Source organism: Saccharothrix sp. S26 (assembly GCF_021390395.1).
GTDB lineage: Bacteria > Actinomycetota > Actinomycetes > Mycobacteriales > Pseudonocardiaceae > Actinosynnema.
In genome coordinates this window covers 294753-310839 of sequence record NZ_JAJUWT010000001.1, presented here as the reverse complement: position 1 = coordinate 310839, position 16087 = coordinate 294753, and the positions used below count along the sequence as shown (strand labels likewise).

Below are 16087 nucleotides of genomic sequence, written 5' to 3'. Positions count from 1 at the left end.
GGGACACCTTGCTACACGGGCAAGCGTTTCGGCAGCGGGGTGGTTCGGCGGGGGTCCAGCACGATCGCCACCGGGGCCGCGGTCACGACGGTGGAGACCGTGCCGGCCACGAGGCCGATCAGCAGGGCGGTGGAGAAGTCGGCCAGGGAGCCGTCGCCCAGGACCAGCAGGGCGGCCAGGACGAACAGGACGCCGATGCCCGTGTTCACCGTCCGCGGCAGGGTTTGCAGGACCGCCGAGCTCATCACGTCGGAGAACGGGGCGTTGGTCCGCCGCAGTTCGCGCACCCGGTCGAACACCACCACCGAGTCGTTCACCGAGTAGCCGATCACGGTGAGCAGCGCGGCCAGGAACACCGCGTCGGCGGTCCTGCCCAGCCACGCGAACGCGCCGACGAGCACGACCACGTCGGTGACCAGCGCGACCACGGTGGCCAGACCCAGTCGCCAGTCGAACCGCACGGCCAGGTAGACGAGCTGGGCGGCCACCGCGATGGCCAGGGCGATCACCGCGTTGCGCCGCAGCTCGGAGCCGAGGCTGGGCCCGATCAGCTCGTTGCTGACCCGCTCCGCGCCGCCGGTCGCGCGGTCGACCGCCTCACCGAGCCGCACGGCCGCCGCCGAGTCGATCGGGCCGGTCCGCACCGAGACCCCTTCGGTGCCCGAGGCCACCACGATCGCGTCACCGAACCCGGCGGACGCCAGCTCGGCCCGCACCCGACCGGTGTCGACGGAAGACGCGGTGAACTCCAGCAGCCGGCCGCCGGTGAACTCGACGCCCAGCTCCAGCCCGCGCACGACCAGGCCGCCGACGGCCGCGAGAAGCACGAGGCCGGCGGCGAGCAGCCACCGCCGCGGCCGCCGGAACAGCGCGATGCCGCGCGAGGTGAGCCACGTGCGCACCCGCCCCAACGAGTGCAGCCCGCTCCACCGCGGCCGCCGTTCCAACAACGGCATGACCAGGTGCAACAACACCCGGCTCAGCACCAGGGCGCTGAACAGCGACGCCAGCACACCGATCGACAACGTGACGCCGAACCCCTTCACCGGGCCCGTGGCCAGCCAGAACAGCAGGCCGGCGGCCAGCAGCGTGGTCACGTTCGAATCCGCCACCGCGCTCAACGCGCCGCGGAACCCCTGGTCCACCGACCGCGGCAAGCGCTTGCGGCGCGCGTACTCCTCCCGCGCCCGCTCGAACACCAGCACGTTCGCGTCCACCGCCATGCCGATGGCCAGCACGAACCCGGCCAGCCCCGGCAACGTCAGCGTGGCGCCGATCGCGAGCATCGCCGCGTAGGCCAAGGCCGCGTAACCACCCAGTGCCAGCACGGCCACGAGCCCGGCCAGCCGGTACGCGAACACCAGGAACAGCCCGGTCAGCACCACGCCGACGATCGCCGCACGGGCGCTGGCCTCGATCGCCTCCGCACCGAGCGTCGGGCCGACGGTCCGCTGCTCCACCACCTCCACCGGCACGGGCAACGCGCCGGACCGGATCACCAGCGCCAGCTCCTCGGCCTCGGCCTGGCTGAACCGGCCGGTGATCGACGTGCTGCCGCCGATCATGCCGGTGCCGCACACCGTGGACGCGTCGACCTGGGGAGCGGACACCACCTCGCCGTCCAGCACGAACGCCACCCGCCGCTTCGGGTCGCCCGGCGGCGAGCACGCGGCCTCGGCGGTCACCCGCTGCCAGGCCCGCGGCGCGTCACCCTGGAAGTCGACGCCGACGAGGTGGCCGACGCCCTGCGGGTTGGGCGTGGCGCGGGCGTCCTCGATGCCCTCGCCGGTCATCACGACCTCGCCGAGGCCGATCGCGTCACCTTCGGGCGTGGGCACGTCGCCGGGCCCGGTCACCGGCTGCACGCGCAGCTGGGCCGTGCGGCCGAGCACTTCGATGGCCTCGGTCGGATCCTGCACGCCGGGCAGTTCGACCACGATGCGGTGGTCGCCGGAGCGGGCCAGCACGGGTTCGGCGACGCCGAGCTCGTCGACCCGGCGGCGCAGCACCTCCATGGCCCGGTCGGTGGCGTCGGCCGTGGCCTCGGCCGGGGTTTCGAGCACGATCCTGGTCCCGCCGCGCAGGTCGAGCCCGAGGCGCGGTTGGACGGTGAGCAGGGTGAAGGCGGACGCGGCGAGCACGCCGAGGGCAAGCAGCCCGCGGACGAGGAGCGCTCGCCGCGCGCTGGGGCGCGGCATGGTGGAGGAACCTCCGGGTGAGGTGAACGGGGTGGGTTCAGCTACCGGAGGTCACGGGCGGTGCGCGTTCGCCGAGCGGGGTGCGGCCGTTGCGCTCGGGGGTGCGGTGGGTCGGGTCGACGACGTGCACCCGCACCGGCGGCACGGGTGTGGCGTGCACGGCGGGCTGGACGCCGTCCAGCGGCTGGCCCGCGTGCACCTGCACGGGGTGCGAGGCGTTCGTGCCGCGCGCGGTCGTGCCGGGCAGGTGGGCGGCGTCGACGGTGGACGAGACGGCGACCACGTCGGAGGTGGCGCCGGGGCCGGGTCCGGACACGACGAAACCCGCGATCAGCGCGAGGATCGCGAGCAGCGCGCGTCGGGTCATCGGCGTCCTTCCCGCGTCCCAGGTTAACGACCGCCGGCGAGCACGACCACGGCTCCGCCGAGCAGCGCGCACAGCCAGGCGATCACGAGCGGCTGCATCGTGGTGGCGCCGAGCAGGAGCGCGACGGTCCACCCGCCGAGGATCAACGCGGACAGGCCGAACATCGTCGCGACGAAGGCCACCTTGGGCCGGTGCCGGGGCAGCCGGAGCACCGCTCCACGCACCCCGCGCCCGGCCTTGAGCAGCAGCAGGCCGGCGACCACGCCACAGGCGACGACCAGCAGGCCGGAGAACCAGCCGAGGAACGGGGTCGGTTTCGGCATGCCCGCGAGCAGCAGGAGCAGGCCGCCCGCGACCAGCAGCGCGGAAAGCCGCGACAACGCGGGCCACACCAGGACGTGCGCGGCGTGCAGGGCTTCGCCGGAGGGCGGCGGGATGGGCGCGCCACCGCGCTTGCGCCGCACGGTGGCCAGGTTCGCGCGCACGTCGTCGGCCTCGGGGTCGAGCCGCAACGCGGTGCGGTAGGCGCGTTCGGCGGTGCCCCAGTCGCGCACGCGCAGGGCGGCGTCGCCGAGCACCTGGAACGCGCGGGCCTCCGCGGGCGCGAGGTGCGCGGCCTGCCGGGCGACCTGCACGGCGTCCCGCCGGCCTTCGGGGCTGTTGGCCAGCACTTCGGCGAGCACCACCTGGCAGCGCCAGTCGCCGGGTTTGCGGCGCACGCACTCCCGGGCCGCGACCACCGCCTCGGCGTGCCGGCCGAGTTCGCTCAACGCCAGCGCGGTGAGCCGTTGCGCCCACGCGGGGTCGCCGTCGAGGACCAGGGCGCGCTTGGCGGCGTTCAGCGCCGGGTCGGGCTCGCCCGCGTCGAGGTACGCGGCGGCCAGCCGGCACCACGCTTCGCCGTGCAGCGGGTTGACCACGAGGGCCGGCCGGAGCAGTTCGATCGCCTCGCGCGGCAACCCGCGCGCGGTCAGCTCGGCGGCACGCACCACGACCGCGGCGATCGGCTCGGACATGGACGACATCGTGGCAGGCCCACGACGCTTGCACTATCGGGTGACGGGCCGTCCCCCTCGACCACGGCCCGTCACCCGCTCCCCCCTCAGGCGGCGGCCAGTTCGCGCACCACCCGGTGCGCGCCCTCCCGCGACGCGGCCGCCAACTCGCGGAACTGGGCCAGGTGCGGCAGCACGTCGGCCAGCGTCAGCTCGGCGTGCACGAACTCCGGGTGCAGGCCGAGCATGCCGAACACCGCCCGCAGGTACGGCTCCTGGAAGTCGAACGGGTGCCGGGGCGTGCCGGGCGCGTAGGAGCCGCCCCGCGCGGTCACGACCACCACCCGCGTGCCGGTGAGCACGCCTTCGCCGGTCTCCTGGTCGGCGAACAGCTCCGGCACCAGGATCCAGTCGAGCCACGCCTTGAGGCTGGACGGCAGGCCGTAGTTGTACATCGGCACGCCCAGCAGCACGGTGTCCGCCGCCTTCACCTCGGCGATCAGCCGCCGTTCCAGCGGGCGGTCGCCGTCGGCCTCGCGGGTGGCCAGCGCCGCCGGGTCGACGTGCGGCACCGGGTCGGCGGCCAGGTCGCGGTAGGTGTAGTGCCCGTCCGGGCGCGCGGACCGCCACGCCTGCGCGAACGCCGCGCCGACCTCCCGCGACACCGAGCCCTCGAACCGCAGGCTGGTGTCGATGTGCAACAAGTGCGACATAGTCCCCCCTCAGAAATTCTCGACTCGGAACATATGGCCAAAGTAGTTCCGAGTCAAGACGTTCTTAGCTGAGAATATCTCACGCTGCGGGTATGCTCGCCGACATGGACCTCGCCCCCGACCTCGGCTGCACCAGCCGCGCGGGCCTGAACTGGCTGCTGCACCGCGCGGCGCAGAAGCTGGGCGCGGTCGCGCAGGAAGCGGCGGCGCGGCACGGCATCACCACGCGGGGCCAGATCGTGCTGACCGCGCTGGTCAGCGAGGACTTCCAACGCACCCAGCTCGCGCTGGGCCACGCGCTGGGCCTGGACAAGACCACTTTGACCGCCGAGCTGGACCGGCTCGAACGCGCGGGCCTGATCATGCGCAAGCCGGACCCCAACGACCGGCGCGTGCGCGTGCCCGTGATCACCGAGCAGGGCCGGGCCGTCCAGCGCGAGGTCGAGGCGCTGCACGACCAGGTGGAGCGGGAGTTCACCGCAGAACTCTCGCCCGAGGAAGCGCGGACGCTGCGCGCGCTCCTGTCGCGCCTGATCGCCTCGGGCCACGGGCCCGACAGCGGCTCGTGCCTGTGACGCCCTAGCGCAACTGCTCCGGCGTCACCTCAGCACGCGCGTCGACCAGCAACTGCAACGCCTCGCCGTCGTCCCACTGGTTGACGTTCATCGCCGCCTGGACCCGCCCTTCCCGCAACCAGAACGCGGTGAACTCGCGGGCGTCGACGTCACCGCGCACCACCAGCTCGTCGCGCTCGGCGTCGGCCAGGCCGCGGTACTCCATGCCCAGGTCGTACTGGTCGGTGAAGAAGTACGGCGACGCCTCGTACGGCTCGTCGGACCCCAGGACCGGCCCCGCCACGTGCTCGCCCTGCCCCTTGGCGTTCGCCCAGTGCTCGACCCGGACGCGCCGCCCCAGGCGCGGGTGGTCGTGCGCGGCGATGTCGCCGACGGCGAAGACGTCCGGCGCGGAGGTGCGCAGCGCGGCGTCCACCGCCACCCCGCCCTCGGCCAGGCCCAACCCGGCGTCGCGCGCCAACCCGGTGTTCGGCGCGGCGCCCACCGCGACCACGACGACGTCACCGGTCAGCGAGGTGCCGTCGGCGAGCCGGACGCCGTGCTCGGTGAAGCCGTCCACGCCGACGCCGAGCCGCCACCTGACGCCGTGCGCGGCGTGCAGGTCGCGGAACACCTCCCCCATCCGCGGCCCGAGCACGCGGCGCAACGGCAGGTCGACCAGGTCCACGACGGTCACCGACGCGCCGTGCCGCCGGGCCGCGGCGGCGACCTCGCAGCCGATCCATCCCGCGCCCACGATCACGACCACGGCACCGTCGGTCAGCTCGCGCCGCAACGCCAGGGCGTCCTCCACCGTGCGCAACGTCCGCAGACCTGGGAGCTCTCCGCCCGGCACCGGCAGTCGACGCGGTGTCGAGCCCGTCGCCAGGATCAGCCGATCGTAGGAGTGCGTCACGCCGGTGGAGTCCTCGACCGCGTGCCCACCCACGTCGAGGCGGACGACCTCGACACCGAGCCGCAGCTCGATGCGGTGGTCGTCGTAGAAGTCGGGCTCGTGCACGCGGTCCGGCTCGTCCACGTCGCCGAGCAGGAGCTGCTTGGACAAGGCGGGCAGCTCGTAGGGCCGGTGCTCTTCACGGCCGAGGACGACGAGGTCGCCGGCGTAACCCCGCTCACGCAACGCGCCCGCCGCCGCGGCCCCGGCCAGGCCCGATCCAATTATCACGATCCGTTGCGGTTCAGCCATTTTCTCACCCCTTCAGGTGACTGTGAGCACAGCTCATGCGACGCTAGCGACAGCTCGGCGCGGTCGCCCGGCGGAACGTCCCGTCATGGCACCAACCCACGTGCGTCTCATCCCCACGAGCGCCCGGATTGGTCCGAGCACCCCGTGTCGAGACAGCTGGAGGTTGGGGGCCGTGAGCACAGGCAAGGAGTGGCAGATCTCCTGCCGCGACATCGCGTCACGTCGACGTGACATGACCGTTTTCGTCAGCCAGGGTCACGTGGTGGTGACCGTGCCGCCGGGTGAGGCGGCCGTGCTGACGCCGTTGGAGGTGGGTCGCCTGCGCGCGGCTTTGCGCGATGCGGTGGTGAACGCCTCCGGCGCGCCCGAAAACTGATCACAAGCGTTCCGATTTCACCCGGCACTCTTCCTACTCACGGGTAGGTAGTGTCAGTATCGGGGACGTGAGTACCTACTTCGTCACCGGCGCGACGGGTTTCATCGGCAGGCGCCTGGTCGCCGAGCTGCTGCGGCGACCGGACTGCGAACGGGTGTTCGCGCTGGTCAGGTCGCACTCGGCGAACAAGCTGGAGCCGCACGGCAAGCTGACGCCGATGCTGGGCGACCTCGGCTCACCTATCGACGCCGACCGCGTCGTCCACGTCGTGCACCTGGCCGCCCTCCACGACTTCACCGCGTCCGCGGACGACGCGTTCCCGGCGGCCACGCCCGAACGCGCGGCGCAGGCGCTGGAACGCCGTCCCGAGGAGGTCGACCTCCCGTCGGGGGTGCTGGTCCGCAAGTCCGCGCCGAAGGCGGTGCGGTCGCTGGTGCACCTGGCGTACCGGGCGATGCCCGAGCAAAGCGCTCCGCGCACGTCGCCGCCGGCCTCCGTCGCGGGCGTCACCCGCCCGGTCCTGCGGGCGACGCGGTGAACCGGGTCGTGGGAGCGCTGCGCGCCCTGGCGACGCTGGTGCGCGCCGGTGTGGTGCGGCCGATGGGCCCGGGTCGGCTGCTCGGCGTCGTGGACGCCTACCTCAGGTGGGACATCACGGTGGCGTTCGGCTTCGCCACCGGCGCGGCACGCCACCCCGACCGGCCGGCGATCATCGACGACGCGGGCGCGCTCACCTACGCCGAGGTGGAGCAGCGCACCACCCGGCTCGCGCACGGCCTGCACGACCTGGGCGTGCGCGCGGGCTCGAAGGTCGCCGTGCTGTGCCGCAACCACCGCGGATTCGTGGAGACCGTGACCGCGTGCGTGAAGCTGGGCGCGCACGCCGTGCTGCTCAACACGGGGCTGAGCGCGGGCCAGATCGCCGTGGTGCTGCGCGAGCAGGACGTGTCCGTGGTCGTCGCCGACGCCGAGTTCCGCGACCTGCTGGCCAACGCGCCGCGCAAGGTGCGCCGGGTGATCGCGTGGGTCGACGGCGCCACCAAGAGCAAGACGCTGGAGGAGCTGATCGCGGGCTCACCCGCCACGCCGCTGCCCAAGCGCCCGCCGCGCGGCCGGATGATCGTGCTGACCTCGGGCACCACGGGCGCTCCCAAGGGCGCCAAGCGGCCGGAGCCGGCGAGCCTCACGCCCGCCGCCGCGCTGCTGTCGCGCATCCCGCTCAGGGCGGGCGACCGGTTCTCCGTGCCCGCGCCGCTGTTCCACACGTGGGGCCTGGCCGCGTTCCAGATCGGGCTCGTGCTGGGCGCGACGTTCGTGCTGCGCCGCAAGTTCGACCCGGCGCTCACCGTCGCCGACGCGCGCACGCACGGCAGCGGCGCGTTGTTCGTGGTTCCCGTGATGCTGCAACGCATCCTGGAGCTGACCGGCCGCCCGCACCTGCCGAAGCTGCGCGTGATCGCCTCCAGCGGCTCGGCGTTGCCGCCCCCGGTGGCGCGGCGGTGCCTGGAGGACTTCGGCCCGCTGCTCTACAACCTCTACGGCTCCACCGAGGTGTCGTGGGTGAGCATCGCCCGGCCCGACGAGCTGGCCCGGCACCCGGACACCGCCGGCCGGCCGCCGCACGGCACCCGGCTGGAGATCCTGGACGACGACGGCAACCGGGTGCCCGCCGGCGCCACCGGACGGATCTTCGTGGCCAACGAGATGCTGTTCGACGGCTACACCAACGGCGCCAACAAGGAGGTCCGCGACGGCCTGATGTCGACCGGCGACGTCGGCTACCGCAACGACGAGGGCCTGCTGTTCGTGGCCGGCCGGGACGACGAGATGATCGTCTCCGGCGGCGAGAACGTCTACCCGCGCGAGGTCGAGGACCTGCTGGCGGGCCTGGCCGGGGTGCGCGAGGTGGCCGTGGTCGGCGTGCCGGACGAGAAGTTCGGCCAACGGCTCGCCGCCTACGTCGTGTGCGAGGAGCCGGGCGCGCTGGACGAGGAGGCGGTGCGCGAGCACGTGCGCGGCAACCTGGCCAAGTTCTCGGTGCCCAGGGAGGTGGTCTTCCTCGACTCCCTGCCCCGCAACGCCACCGGGAAGGTGCTCAAGCGCGAGTTGGGGTGAGTACCCTCTCCCGCGGGGGCAGACGATGACGATTCCGGTCCAGCGGGCGGCCGACCCGCGCGAGGCCGCGGTGTCCAACCTGCGCGAGGCGCGGATGGCGCTGGACGAGGGACGCCCCGGTGACGCGCTGGAGTCCGCCGAGAAGGCCGTGGCCGCGTTCTCCTGGCTGGACGACGCCGAGGGCGTGGCGCACAGCGTGCTGGCGCAGTCGGTGGCGCTCGGCAAGCGCGGGCTGCTGCCGGGTGCGCTGGACACCATCGACCGGGTGCAGGCGATCGCGCAGGCCAACCGGCACGTCGGCTTGCAGGCGTGGTGCTGCTTCTCGCGGGCGGTGGTGGAGCTGCGGCTGGACTCGCGGGAACGGTCGCTGCACTCGTTGGCCCGCGCCCTGGGCCTGGCCGAGCTGACCAAGGACGTCGAGCTGATCGGCTCGATCCTGTTCGAGCAGGCCACCGTGCTGCGCACGCAGTACCACGAGCACTGCATGGTGCGTTCGGCGGCGAGCCGGTGCAGCCCGGACGGCGAGCCGTGCACGCGCAAGCTGCGCCGCGCGGAGGCGCTGTGCGCGCAGGTGCGCGACCGCTGGAAGCACCTCGACCAGCCGGTGCGGATGGCCCGGCTGAACCTGCTGCTCACGCACGTGCGGCTGGACCTGGGCGACGTGGAGCGGGCGTTGCGCTCGTGCCGTCGGGCCGACCTGTTGCTGACCGGGCAGGACCGGCCCGTGCTGCGGGCCGAGCTGCTGATGGCACGGGCCCGGGTCGAGGGCCTGCGCGGGCGTCACGACGAGCAGGTGCGGCTGCTGGGCCGGGCGGCGGAACTGGCGATGGGCGTGCTGGCCCGGGAGGTGGCCGTGCGGGCGCACGGCGCGCTGAGCGTGGCGTACGAGCGGGCCGGCGAGCTGGGCCCGGCGTTGCGACACGCCCGGTCTCAATTGGAGCAGTACCGGCTGTGGGAGTTGCAGGAAGGGCGCGACCTGCTGCGGATGCGCGAGCACGACCCGTCCGCGCGGCTGGTGGACCAGTTGGCCGAGCGGGCGTTCGGGCTGCGCCGCGACCACCGGGCGGCGCGGCCGGACCCGCTGCGCAGCTCGGCCACCGCCGAGCAGGACAACCGGCGCATCGCGCGGGCGTTGCGAGCCGGGCTCACCAAGCGCGGCATCGAGGTGCTGCGACGGGTCGCCGCAGGTGAGAGCACCGCGGACATCGCCGCCGAGCTGTCGTTGTCGCCGAAGACCGTGCAGAACCACCTCCAGCGCATCTACCGGACCATCGACGTGCGCGACCGGGCGGGCGCCGCGGTGTGGTGGGTGGACCTCGACGAGGAGACCCTCGCCCGACCTTCACGGGAGTGAGTCACCTCCGGGTTTCCGGCTCGTTACCGGTAATGGTGGGATGTTCGCGACAACGGGGGCGACCGCTCCGGGGGTATTGCCCAGCGGGCAGAGGCAGAAGTGGGTGATGACCGTGGCGACCCCCGTGTGCCATGCTCCGCTTGGACGCTTCCGGGCGTCACCCGCGGATCTGGTCCGGCTCCCCCCTGCCGACAAAGCCGCTACGATCGAACGGAGTTCGACGATGGTTGTGCACTCCCTGCACAAGATCATGGCTGCGCTCGCCATCTGCGCCGGTCTCTCGGTCGTCGTCGGTGTGCCCGCCGCTGTGGCCGTCCTGGGCGAGAGCGCCACGGCCAGGGTCTTCCAGGCGCCGTACGCACCGCAGCCGTAACCGGTGGACGTCGAGGCCGGGTTCGCGCGCACGCGGGCTCGGCCTTGAGGCACAGTGGACGGCGTGAGCAACGAAGTGTTGCGCCTGCGCGCGCCGCGGCACCAGGTGAGCCGCAAGTCGATCACCCTGTGGACCCTGCACGCGCTGATCGGCTGGGCCGTGCTGCTCGTGCCGCAACTGGTCGCGCTGGTCTTCGCCGCGTCACCGTGGCAGGTCGCCGCCGCGGTCGCGACCCTCGTGCTCGGCACCGCGCACACCCTGGTCATGCCGCGCTGGCGGTACCGGGTGCACCGCTGGGAGGCCACCCCCGACGCGGTCTACACGCTGGCCGGTTGGCTGAACCAGGAGTGGCGGATCGCGCCGGTCTCGCGCATCCAGACCGTGGACACCAAGCGCGGGCCGCTGCAACAGCTGCTCGGCCTCTCCACGGTCACCGTGACCACCGCCTCGGCCGCCGGTCCCGTGCTCATCGAGGGCCTGGAGCACGGTGACGCGGTGCGGTTGGCCGACGAGCTGACCACCACCACCCAGGCCACGCCGGGTGATGCCACGTGACCACGGAGCTGCCCGCCGCGCCGGAGTACGCCGAGCCGGTCGTGGACTGGCACCGGCTGGACGTGCGCATGCTGGTCGTGCGGCCGTTGAACGAGCTGCTGGGCCTGGTGCCGCTGTTCGTCGGCCTGCTCGTGCTGGGCAAGGGCGAGACGTGGCGGATCCTGGTCAGCGCGGGCGTGATCGCCGCGATCGTGCTGTTCGGCCTGCTGCGCTGGATCACCACGCGGTACCGGATCACCGCCGAGCAGGTCGAGCTGCACACCGGTCTGCTGGTGCGCAAGCGCCTGGCCGTGCCGCGGGACCGGATCCGGACCGTCGACCTGACCGCGAAGCTCGGGCACCGGCTGTTCGGGCTGTCCGCGATCCGGGTCGGCACCGGGCAGCGCGACCAGCCCGGCGAGGACGGCCTGACGCTGGACGCGGTGTCGTCGGCCGAGGCGGAACGGCTGCGCGTGCTGCTGCTCACCACCGCCAAGGCCGCGACGACCGCGGTGGCCGCCCAGGAGCGGACGGGCACGGAGCTGTCCAAGTGGGACAACCGATGGTTGCGCTACGCGCCGTTGACGTTGTCGGGGTTGGTGGCCGCGGGCGCGTTGTTCGGGTTCGTGGCGAACTTCGCGCGGGAACTGGACATCGAGGTGCTCGACCCGATGACGGAGGCCGCGCACTGGGTCGCCCGGCAGCCGCTCGGGTTGACCGTCGCGGTGTTCGCCGGTGTCGTGCTGCTGGTGGCCACGCTCGGCTCCGCGCTGGTGTACGTGGTGCAGTTCCACGGTTATCGGCTCACGCGCGAGCCGGACGACACGGTCCGGGTGCGCCGCGGCCTGCTCACCACGCGCTCGGTTTCCGTTGCCGAGCAACGACTTCGCGGCGTGGAGCTGGTGGAGCCGTTGCTGCTGCGGGCCGGTCGGGGCGCGCACGCCAAGACCGTGACGACCGGGCTGGGGCGCAAGGGCGAGAGCAACCTGTTGCTGCCGCCCGCGCCGGTCACCGAGGCGCACCGCGTGTCGGCGGAGGTGCTGCGGCAGGACCGGTCGCCGACGCTCACGCCGTTGCGCCGGCACCCGGTGGCCGCGCTGCGCCGCCGGATGGTGCGCGCCGTCGTGCCGCCGCTCGTGCTCGCGGCCGTCCTGGCGTGGTTCGCGCCGGACTGGACGTGGCAGGTGGTGCTGGCGCTGGTGCCGTTCGCCGCGCTGCTGGGGTGGGACCGCTACCGCTCGTTGGGCCACGCGTTGACCGAGCGCCACCTGATCGCCCGCGCGGGCTCGGCGATCCGGGAGACGGTCGCGCTGCAACGCACCGGCATCATCGGCTGGCGCGTCTCCCGCTCGTTCTTCCAGCGCCGGGCGGGCCTGGTCACGATCACCGCCACCACCGCGGCGGGCGACGGCGCGTACCACGTGGTCGACGTCGCCGAGGCCGACGGCCTGGCGCTGGCCGACGAGGCGGTGCCGGACCTGCTGCGGCCGTTCCTGGAGCTAGCCGACTGAGCGGAACGTGGTGCGGTAGACGCTGGGCGCCACGCCGAGCGTCGCGCTCATCTGCTGCCGCAGCGCCGCACCGGTGCCGAAGCCCGCGTGCCGGGCCACCTGGTCGACGGCCAGGTCGGTGGTCTCCAGCAGGTGCCGCGCCCGTTCGACGCGCTGCTGCGTGATCCACTTGGCGGGGCTGACCCCGGTCTCCTCGCGGAACCGGCGGGTGAACGTGCGCACGCTCATCCGGGCGTGCGCGGCCAGCGCCCGCAGGTCCAGCGGCTCGGACAGGTGCTCCAAGGCCCACGCGCGGGCCGGTGCGGTGGACGTGTCGGCCTGGTCGGGGATCAGGCGCACGATGAACTGCGACTGGCCGCCCGGCCGCCACGCCGGCACCACGCAGCGGCGCGCGGCCATGTTCGCCACCGCGCTGCCGTGGTCGTGCCGCACCAGGTGCAGGCACAGGTCCACGCCCGCGGCGACGCCCGCCGAGGTCAGCACGTCGCCCTCGTCCACGAACAGCACGTCCGGGTCGAGGTCGACGGCCGGGAACAGGCGGCGGAAGTTGTCCGCGTGCGCCCAGTGCGTGGTGGCCTTGCGCCCGTCCAGCAGACCGGCCGCGGCCAGCACGAACGCGCCCGTGCAGATCGACATGACCCGCGCGCCCCTGGCCGCGGCGGCGACCAGCGCGTCGCGCACCGGCTCGTCGAGCGTGCCGTCCTCGAGCACCCGAGCGCCGTAGCTCACCCCCACCGCGATGACCGTGTCGGCTTCGGCCAGCAGCTCCAGGCCGTGGTCGGGGGTGATGGTGAACCCGGCGGAGCTGCGCACCGGCCGTGCGCCCGGCGTGCAGACCCGCACCTGGTAAAAGCGCCGGTCGTGCCCGTCACGGGCGGCGCTGAAGACCTGGGTCGGTGTGCCGAGGTCGAACGTCACCACCTCGTCCAGCGCGAGCACGGCGACCAGGTGACGACTGTCCATGGCCGGATTTTTGCACATGATGGCCTTCGAGCCACTTTTCTGAGCGCGCCGGCTCGTTGACGCTTGCTGACGTGATTCGCAGCAGGCAGAACTGGGCATGGGTGGTCGCGGGCGTCGGGTTCACCGCGCTGGTCGGCGCGGCGGCGTTCCGGGCCACCCCGGGGGCGTTGGTCGAACCGCTGCAACGCGAGTTCGGCTGGTCCACCGGCACGATCGGCTTCGCCGTGTCGGTGAACCTGATGTTGTTCGGCCTGACCGCGCCGTTCGCCGCCGCCCTGATGGAGCGGCTCGGCGTGCGCAGGGTGGTGGCCTCGGCGTTGACGCTGGTCGCGGTGGGCAGCGGGTTGACCGTGTTCATGACCGCGGCCTGGCAGTTGGTGCTGTTCTGGGGTGTGCTGATCGGCCTGGGCACCGGCTCGATGGCGCTGGCGTTCGTCGCGACGATCACCGGCCGGTGGTTCGTCAAGCACCGCGGCCTGGTCACCGGCATCCTCTCCGCCGGCAGCGCCACGGGCCAGTTGGTGTTCCTGCCCGTGGTGGCGGCGGTGTCGGAGTCGTCGGGGTGGCGCACGGCGTGCCTGGTGGTGTCCGTCGCGGCCCTGGCGGTGGTGCCGCTGGTGCTGCTGTTCCTCCGCGAGCACCCGGCCGACCTCGGCGTTCCACCGTACGGCGGTGACGAGGTCGTGCCCGTGCCGCCATCCACCGGCGGAGCGGCCCGCCGTGCCGTCACCGCGTTGGCCGCCGCCGCGCGCACCGGGCCGTTCTGGTTCCTGGCGGCGGGCTTCGCGATCTGCGGCGCGACCACGAACGGCCTGGTCGGCACCCACTTCATCCCCGCCGCGCACGACCACGGGATGCCCACCACCACCGCCGCGGGACTGCTGGCCCTGGTGGGGATCTTCGACATCGTCGGCACGGTGCTGTCGGGCTGGCTGACCGACCGCGTCGACTCCCGCGTCCTGCTCGCCGTGTACTACGCGCTGCGCGGCGTGTCGCTGCTGTTCCTGCCGCAGCTCTTCCACGACTCGGTGCACCCGTCGATGCTCGTGTTCATCATCTTCTACGGGCTGGACTGGGTCGCCACGGTGCCGCCGACGGTCGCCCTGTGCCGCCAGGTGTTCGGCGTGTCCGCCCCGGTCGTGTTCGGCTGGGTCTTCGCCTCGCACCAGATCGGCGCGGCGATCGCCGCCACGGCCGCCGGCATCGCCCGCGACCACTTCGGCAACTACGCCTCGACCTGGTACGCCGCCGGTCTGCTCAGCATCGTCGCGGCGGTGCTGTCCCTGCGGATCAAGCGTTCACCGGCGCTTGCGGGAGGTGCCGAACAGCCCACGGGTGATCTCACGGCCGAGGGCGCTCGCGGCTGACCGCAGGAACGACTTCACCGCCGAGTTGCCGAGCACCTGCGCCACCACGCCCGGCTCCTCGCGCTCGGCCCGGCGTTCGGGCTCCGGTGGTGGCGCCTCCTCCTGTCGCGGAGGGGGCGCCACCTTGGCCGTCAGCTTCTCGTAGGCCGACTCGCGGTCCACCGTCTCGGCGTACTTGGCGTGCAGCTCGGAGGACGCGGCGGCCTGCTTGATCGCGTCCGCCCCGATCGTGTCCATCAAGGACCGCGGCGCGCGCAACCTCGTCCAGGCGACCGGCGTCGGCGCGCCCTTCTCGCTCAGCACGGTCACCACCGCCTCGCCGGTGCCCAACGACGTCAACGCCCGGTCCAGCTCGTAGTGCGGTGTCGTCGGGTACGTCTTGACCGCCTTCGCCAACGCCGCTTGGTCTTCCGGCGTGAACGCCCGCAACGCGTGCTGCACCCGTGCGCCCAACTGCGACAGCACCGCGTTCGGCACGTCGGTCGGCAACTGCGTGCAGAAGAACACGCCGACGCCCTTGGACCGGATCAGCTTCACCGTCTGCGTGATCCGCTCCAGGAACGCCTTGGACGCGTCGGCGAACAGCAGGTGCGCCTCGTCGAAGAAGAACACCAGCTTCGGCTGGTCCAGGTCGCCTTCCTCGGGCAGCACCTCGAACAGCTCCGCCAGCAACCACATCAGGAACGTGGAGAACAACGCCGGCCTGGACTGCAACTCCGCCAGCTCCAGCAACGACACCACGCCGCGGCCGTCGACCACCCGCATCAGGTCGCGCGGATCCAGCTCCGGCTCGCCGAAGAACGTGTCGCCGCCCTGCGCCTCCAGGTTCACCAACGACCGCAGGATCACCCCCGCCGTCGCCGACGACACCCCGCCCAGGCCCTTCAGGTCCGCCTTGCCCTCGTCGGACGTGAGGTGCCCGATCACCGACCGCAGGTCCTTGATGTCCAGCAGCGGCAGGCCGCGCGAGTCGGCCCAGTGGAAGATCAGCCCGAGCGTGGACTCCTGGGTGTCGTTGAGGCCGAGCACCTTCGACAGCAGGATCGGCCCGAAGCTGGTCACGGTCGCCCGCACCGGCACCGCCGTGCCGCCCGTGCCCAGGGACAGGAACTGCACCGGGCACGCCTGCGGCTGCCAGTCGTCACCCGTGTCGGAGGCCCGCGCGGTGATCCGCTCGCCGCCCTCGCCGGGCCGTGACAAACCGGACAGGTCACCCTTCACGTCCGCCATCACCACCGGCACGCCCGCGGCCGACAGCTGCTCCGCCATCAGCTGCAACGTCTTCGTCTTGCCGGTGCCGGTCGCGCCGGCGACCAGGCCGTGCCGGTTCATCGTGGCCAGCGGGAGCCGGACGTGCGCGGTCGGCTCCACCGTGCCGTCGACCAGCACCGCGCCGAGTTCGAGCGCCGGACCCGCGGAGGCGTAACCGGCGGCGATGTCGCTCTGGGCCGTCATCGCCC

General features: G+C 73.0%; 16 protein-coding genes. 9 read left to right on the top strand and 7 right to left on the bottom strand.

Annotation, left to right across the window (positions count from 1 at the left end):
• Positions 1 to 11 precede the first annotated feature (11 nt).
• The 4 genes from secD to LZG04_RS01440 form a co-directional block, all read right to left on the bottom strand.
• Positions 12 to 2198: a protein translocase subunit SecD gene (secD, locus tag LZG04_RS01455; RefSeq protein WP_233812415.1), complete on the bottom strand. Its 2187-nt coding sequence runs from the start codon at positions 2196 to 2198 to the stop codon at positions 12 to 14.
• Between the two features lie 37 nt (positions 2199 to 2235).
• Positions 2236 to 2565, bottom strand: coding sequence for a hypothetical protein (locus LZG04_RS01450; protein WP_233812414.1), 330 nt, complete (start codon positions 2563 to 2565; stop codon positions 2236 to 2238).
• 23 nt (positions 2566 to 2588) lie between these two features.
• On the bottom strand, positions 2589 to 3581 hold the full coding sequence (locus LZG04_RS01445; protein ID WP_233812413.1) for a tetratricopeptide repeat protein: 993 nt from the start codon (positions 3579 to 3581) through the stop codon (positions 2589 to 2591).
• Positions 3582 to 3667: 86 nt separating this feature from the next.
• Entirely contained in the window at positions 3668 to 4273 is a 606-nt protein-coding gene (locus tag LZG04_RS01440) for an FMN-dependent NADH-azoreductase (RefSeq protein WP_233812412.1), read from the bottom strand.
• A gap of 104 nt (positions 4274 to 4377) precedes the next feature.
• Here LZG04_RS01440 and LZG04_RS01435 point away from each other — a divergent pair, with 104 nt between their 5' ends.
• Positions 4378 to 4848 carry a MarR family winged helix-turn-helix transcriptional regulator gene (locus LZG04_RS01435; RefSeq protein ID WP_233812411.1) on the top strand — a complete coding sequence of 157 codons (471 nt, stop codon included), beginning with the start codon at positions 4378 to 4380 and terminating at the stop codon, positions 4846 to 4848.
• A 4-nt stretch (positions 4849 to 4852) separates the two neighbouring features.
• On the opposite strand, the gene LZG04_RS01430 is transcribed toward LZG04_RS01435, so the two are convergent.
• Entirely contained in the window at positions 4853 to 6034 is a 1182-nt protein-coding gene (locus LZG04_RS01430; protein ID WP_233812410.1) for an NAD(P)/FAD-dependent oxidoreductase, read from the bottom strand.
• A 172-nt stretch (positions 6035 to 6206) separates the two neighbouring features.
• Here LZG04_RS01430 and LZG04_RS01425 point away from each other — a divergent pair, with 172 nt between their 5' ends.
• The 7 genes from LZG04_RS01425 (at position 6207) to LZG04_RS01395 (ending at position 12297) form a co-directional block, all read left to right on the top strand.
• Positions 6207 to 6410, top strand: coding sequence for a hypothetical protein (locus tag LZG04_RS01425; protein WP_233812409.1), 204 nt, complete (start codon positions 6207 to 6209; stop codon positions 6408 to 6410).
• Positions 6411 to 6477: 67 nt separating this feature from the next.
• Positions 6478 to 6948, top strand: coding sequence for an SDR family oxidoreductase (locus tag LZG04_RS01420; protein WP_233812408.1), 471 nt, complete (start codon positions 6478 to 6480; stop codon positions 6946 to 6948).
• The gene (locus LZG04_RS01415) at positions 6945 to 8525 is read left to right on the top strand and encodes an AMP-binding protein (protein ID WP_233812407.1); all 1581 of its coding nucleotides are present in this window, start codon (positions 6945 to 6947) and stop codon (positions 8523 to 8525) included. Before LZG04_RS01420 ends, LZG04_RS01415 begins: the two co-directional genes overlap by 4 nt.
• Before the next feature lie 25 nt (positions 8526 to 8550).
• Positions 8551 to 9879 (top strand): helix-turn-helix transcriptional regulator, encoded by a 1329-nt coding sequence (locus tag LZG04_RS01410; protein WP_233812406.1) that lies wholly within the window; start codon positions 8551 to 8553, stop codon positions 9877 to 9879.
• 223 nt (positions 9880 to 10102) lie between these two features.
• Positions 10103 to 10252 carry a hypothetical protein gene (locus LZG04_RS01405; RefSeq protein WP_233812405.1) on the top strand — a complete coding sequence of 50 codons (150 nt, stop codon included), beginning with the start codon at positions 10103 to 10105 and terminating at the stop codon, positions 10250 to 10252.
• A gap of 63 nt (positions 10253 to 10315) precedes the next feature.
• On the top strand, positions 10316 to 10807 hold the full coding sequence (locus LZG04_RS01400) for a PH domain-containing protein (RefSeq protein WP_233812404.1): 492 nt from the start codon (positions 10316 to 10318) through the stop codon (positions 10805 to 10807).
• Positions 10808 to 10875: 68 nt separating this feature from the next.
• Positions 10876 to 12297 carry a PH domain-containing protein gene (locus LZG04_RS01395; RefSeq protein ID WP_233812589.1) on the top strand — a complete coding sequence of 474 codons (1422 nt, stop codon included), beginning with the start codon at positions 10876 to 10878 and terminating at the stop codon, positions 12295 to 12297.
• Here the strand turns inward: LZG04_RS01395 and LZG04_RS01390 are convergent.
• Positions 12286 to 13260 (bottom strand): GlxA family transcriptional regulator, encoded by a 975-nt coding sequence (locus tag LZG04_RS01390; protein WP_233812403.1) that lies wholly within the window; start codon positions 13258 to 13260, stop codon positions 12286 to 12288. The genes LZG04_RS01395 and LZG04_RS01390 overlap by 12 nt on opposite strands.
• Positions 13261 to 13331: 71 nt before the next feature.
• On the opposite strand from LZG04_RS01390, the gene LZG04_RS01385 reads away from it, so the two are divergent.
• Positions 13332 to 14627 carry an MFS transporter gene (locus tag LZG04_RS01385; protein WP_233812402.1) on the top strand — a complete coding sequence of 432 codons (1296 nt, stop codon included), beginning with the start codon at positions 13332 to 13334 and terminating at the stop codon, positions 14625 to 14627.
• Here the strand turns inward: LZG04_RS01385 and LZG04_RS01380 are convergent.
• On the bottom strand, positions 14559 to 16082 hold the full coding sequence (locus LZG04_RS01380; protein WP_233812401.1) for a helicase HerA-like domain-containing protein: 1524 nt from the start codon (positions 16080 to 16082) through the stop codon (positions 14559 to 14561). The two genes, LZG04_RS01385 and LZG04_RS01380, sit on opposite strands and share 69 nt — an antisense overlap.
• Between the last annotated feature and the right edge of the window lie 5 nt (positions 16083 to 16087).

Excerpts from the sequence above, each read along its gene's own strand:
- secD (WP_233812415.1), bottom strand. The coding sequence starts at position 2,198 with ATGCCGCGCCCCAGCGCGCGGCGAGCGCTCCTCGTCCGCGGGCTGCTT.
- LZG04_RS01450 (WP_233812414.1), bottom strand. The coding sequence starts at position 2,565 with ATGACCCGACGCGCGCTGCTCGCGATCCTCGCGCTGATCGCGGGTTTC.
- LZG04_RS01445 (WP_233812413.1), bottom strand. The coding sequence starts at position 3,581 with ATGTCCGAGCCGATCGCCGCGGTCGTGGTGCGTGCCGCCGAGCTGACC.
- LZG04_RS01440 (WP_233812412.1), bottom strand. The coding sequence starts at position 4,273 with ATGTCGCACTTGTTGCACATCGACACCAGCCTGCGGTTCGAGGGCTCG.
- LZG04_RS01435 (WP_233812411.1), top strand. The coding sequence starts at position 4,378 with ATGGACCTCGCCCCCGACCTCGGCTGCACCAGCCGCGCGGGCCTGAAC.
- LZG04_RS01430 (WP_233812410.1), bottom strand. The coding sequence starts at position 6,034 with ATGGCTGAACCGCAACGGATCGTGATAATTGGATCGGGCCTGGCCGGG.
- LZG04_RS01410 (WP_233812406.1), top strand. The coding sequence starts at position 8,551 with ATGACGATTCCGGTCCAGCGGGCGGCCGACCCGCGCGAGGCCGCGGTG.
- LZG04_RS01405 (WP_233812405.1), top strand. The coding sequence starts at position 10,103 with ATGGTTGTGCACTCCCTGCACAAGATCATGGCTGCGCTCGCCATCTGC.
- LZG04_RS01395 (WP_233812589.1), top strand. The coding sequence starts at position 10,876 with ATGCTGGTCGTGCGGCCGTTGAACGAGCTGCTGGGCCTGGTGCCGCTG.
- LZG04_RS01390 (WP_233812403.1), bottom strand. The coding sequence starts at position 13,260 with ATGGACAGTCGTCACCTGGTCGCCGTGCTCGCGCTGGACGAGGTGGTG.
- LZG04_RS01380 (WP_233812401.1), bottom strand. The coding sequence starts at position 16,082 with ATGACGGCCCAGAGCGACATCGCCGCCGGTTACGCCTCCGCGGGTCCG.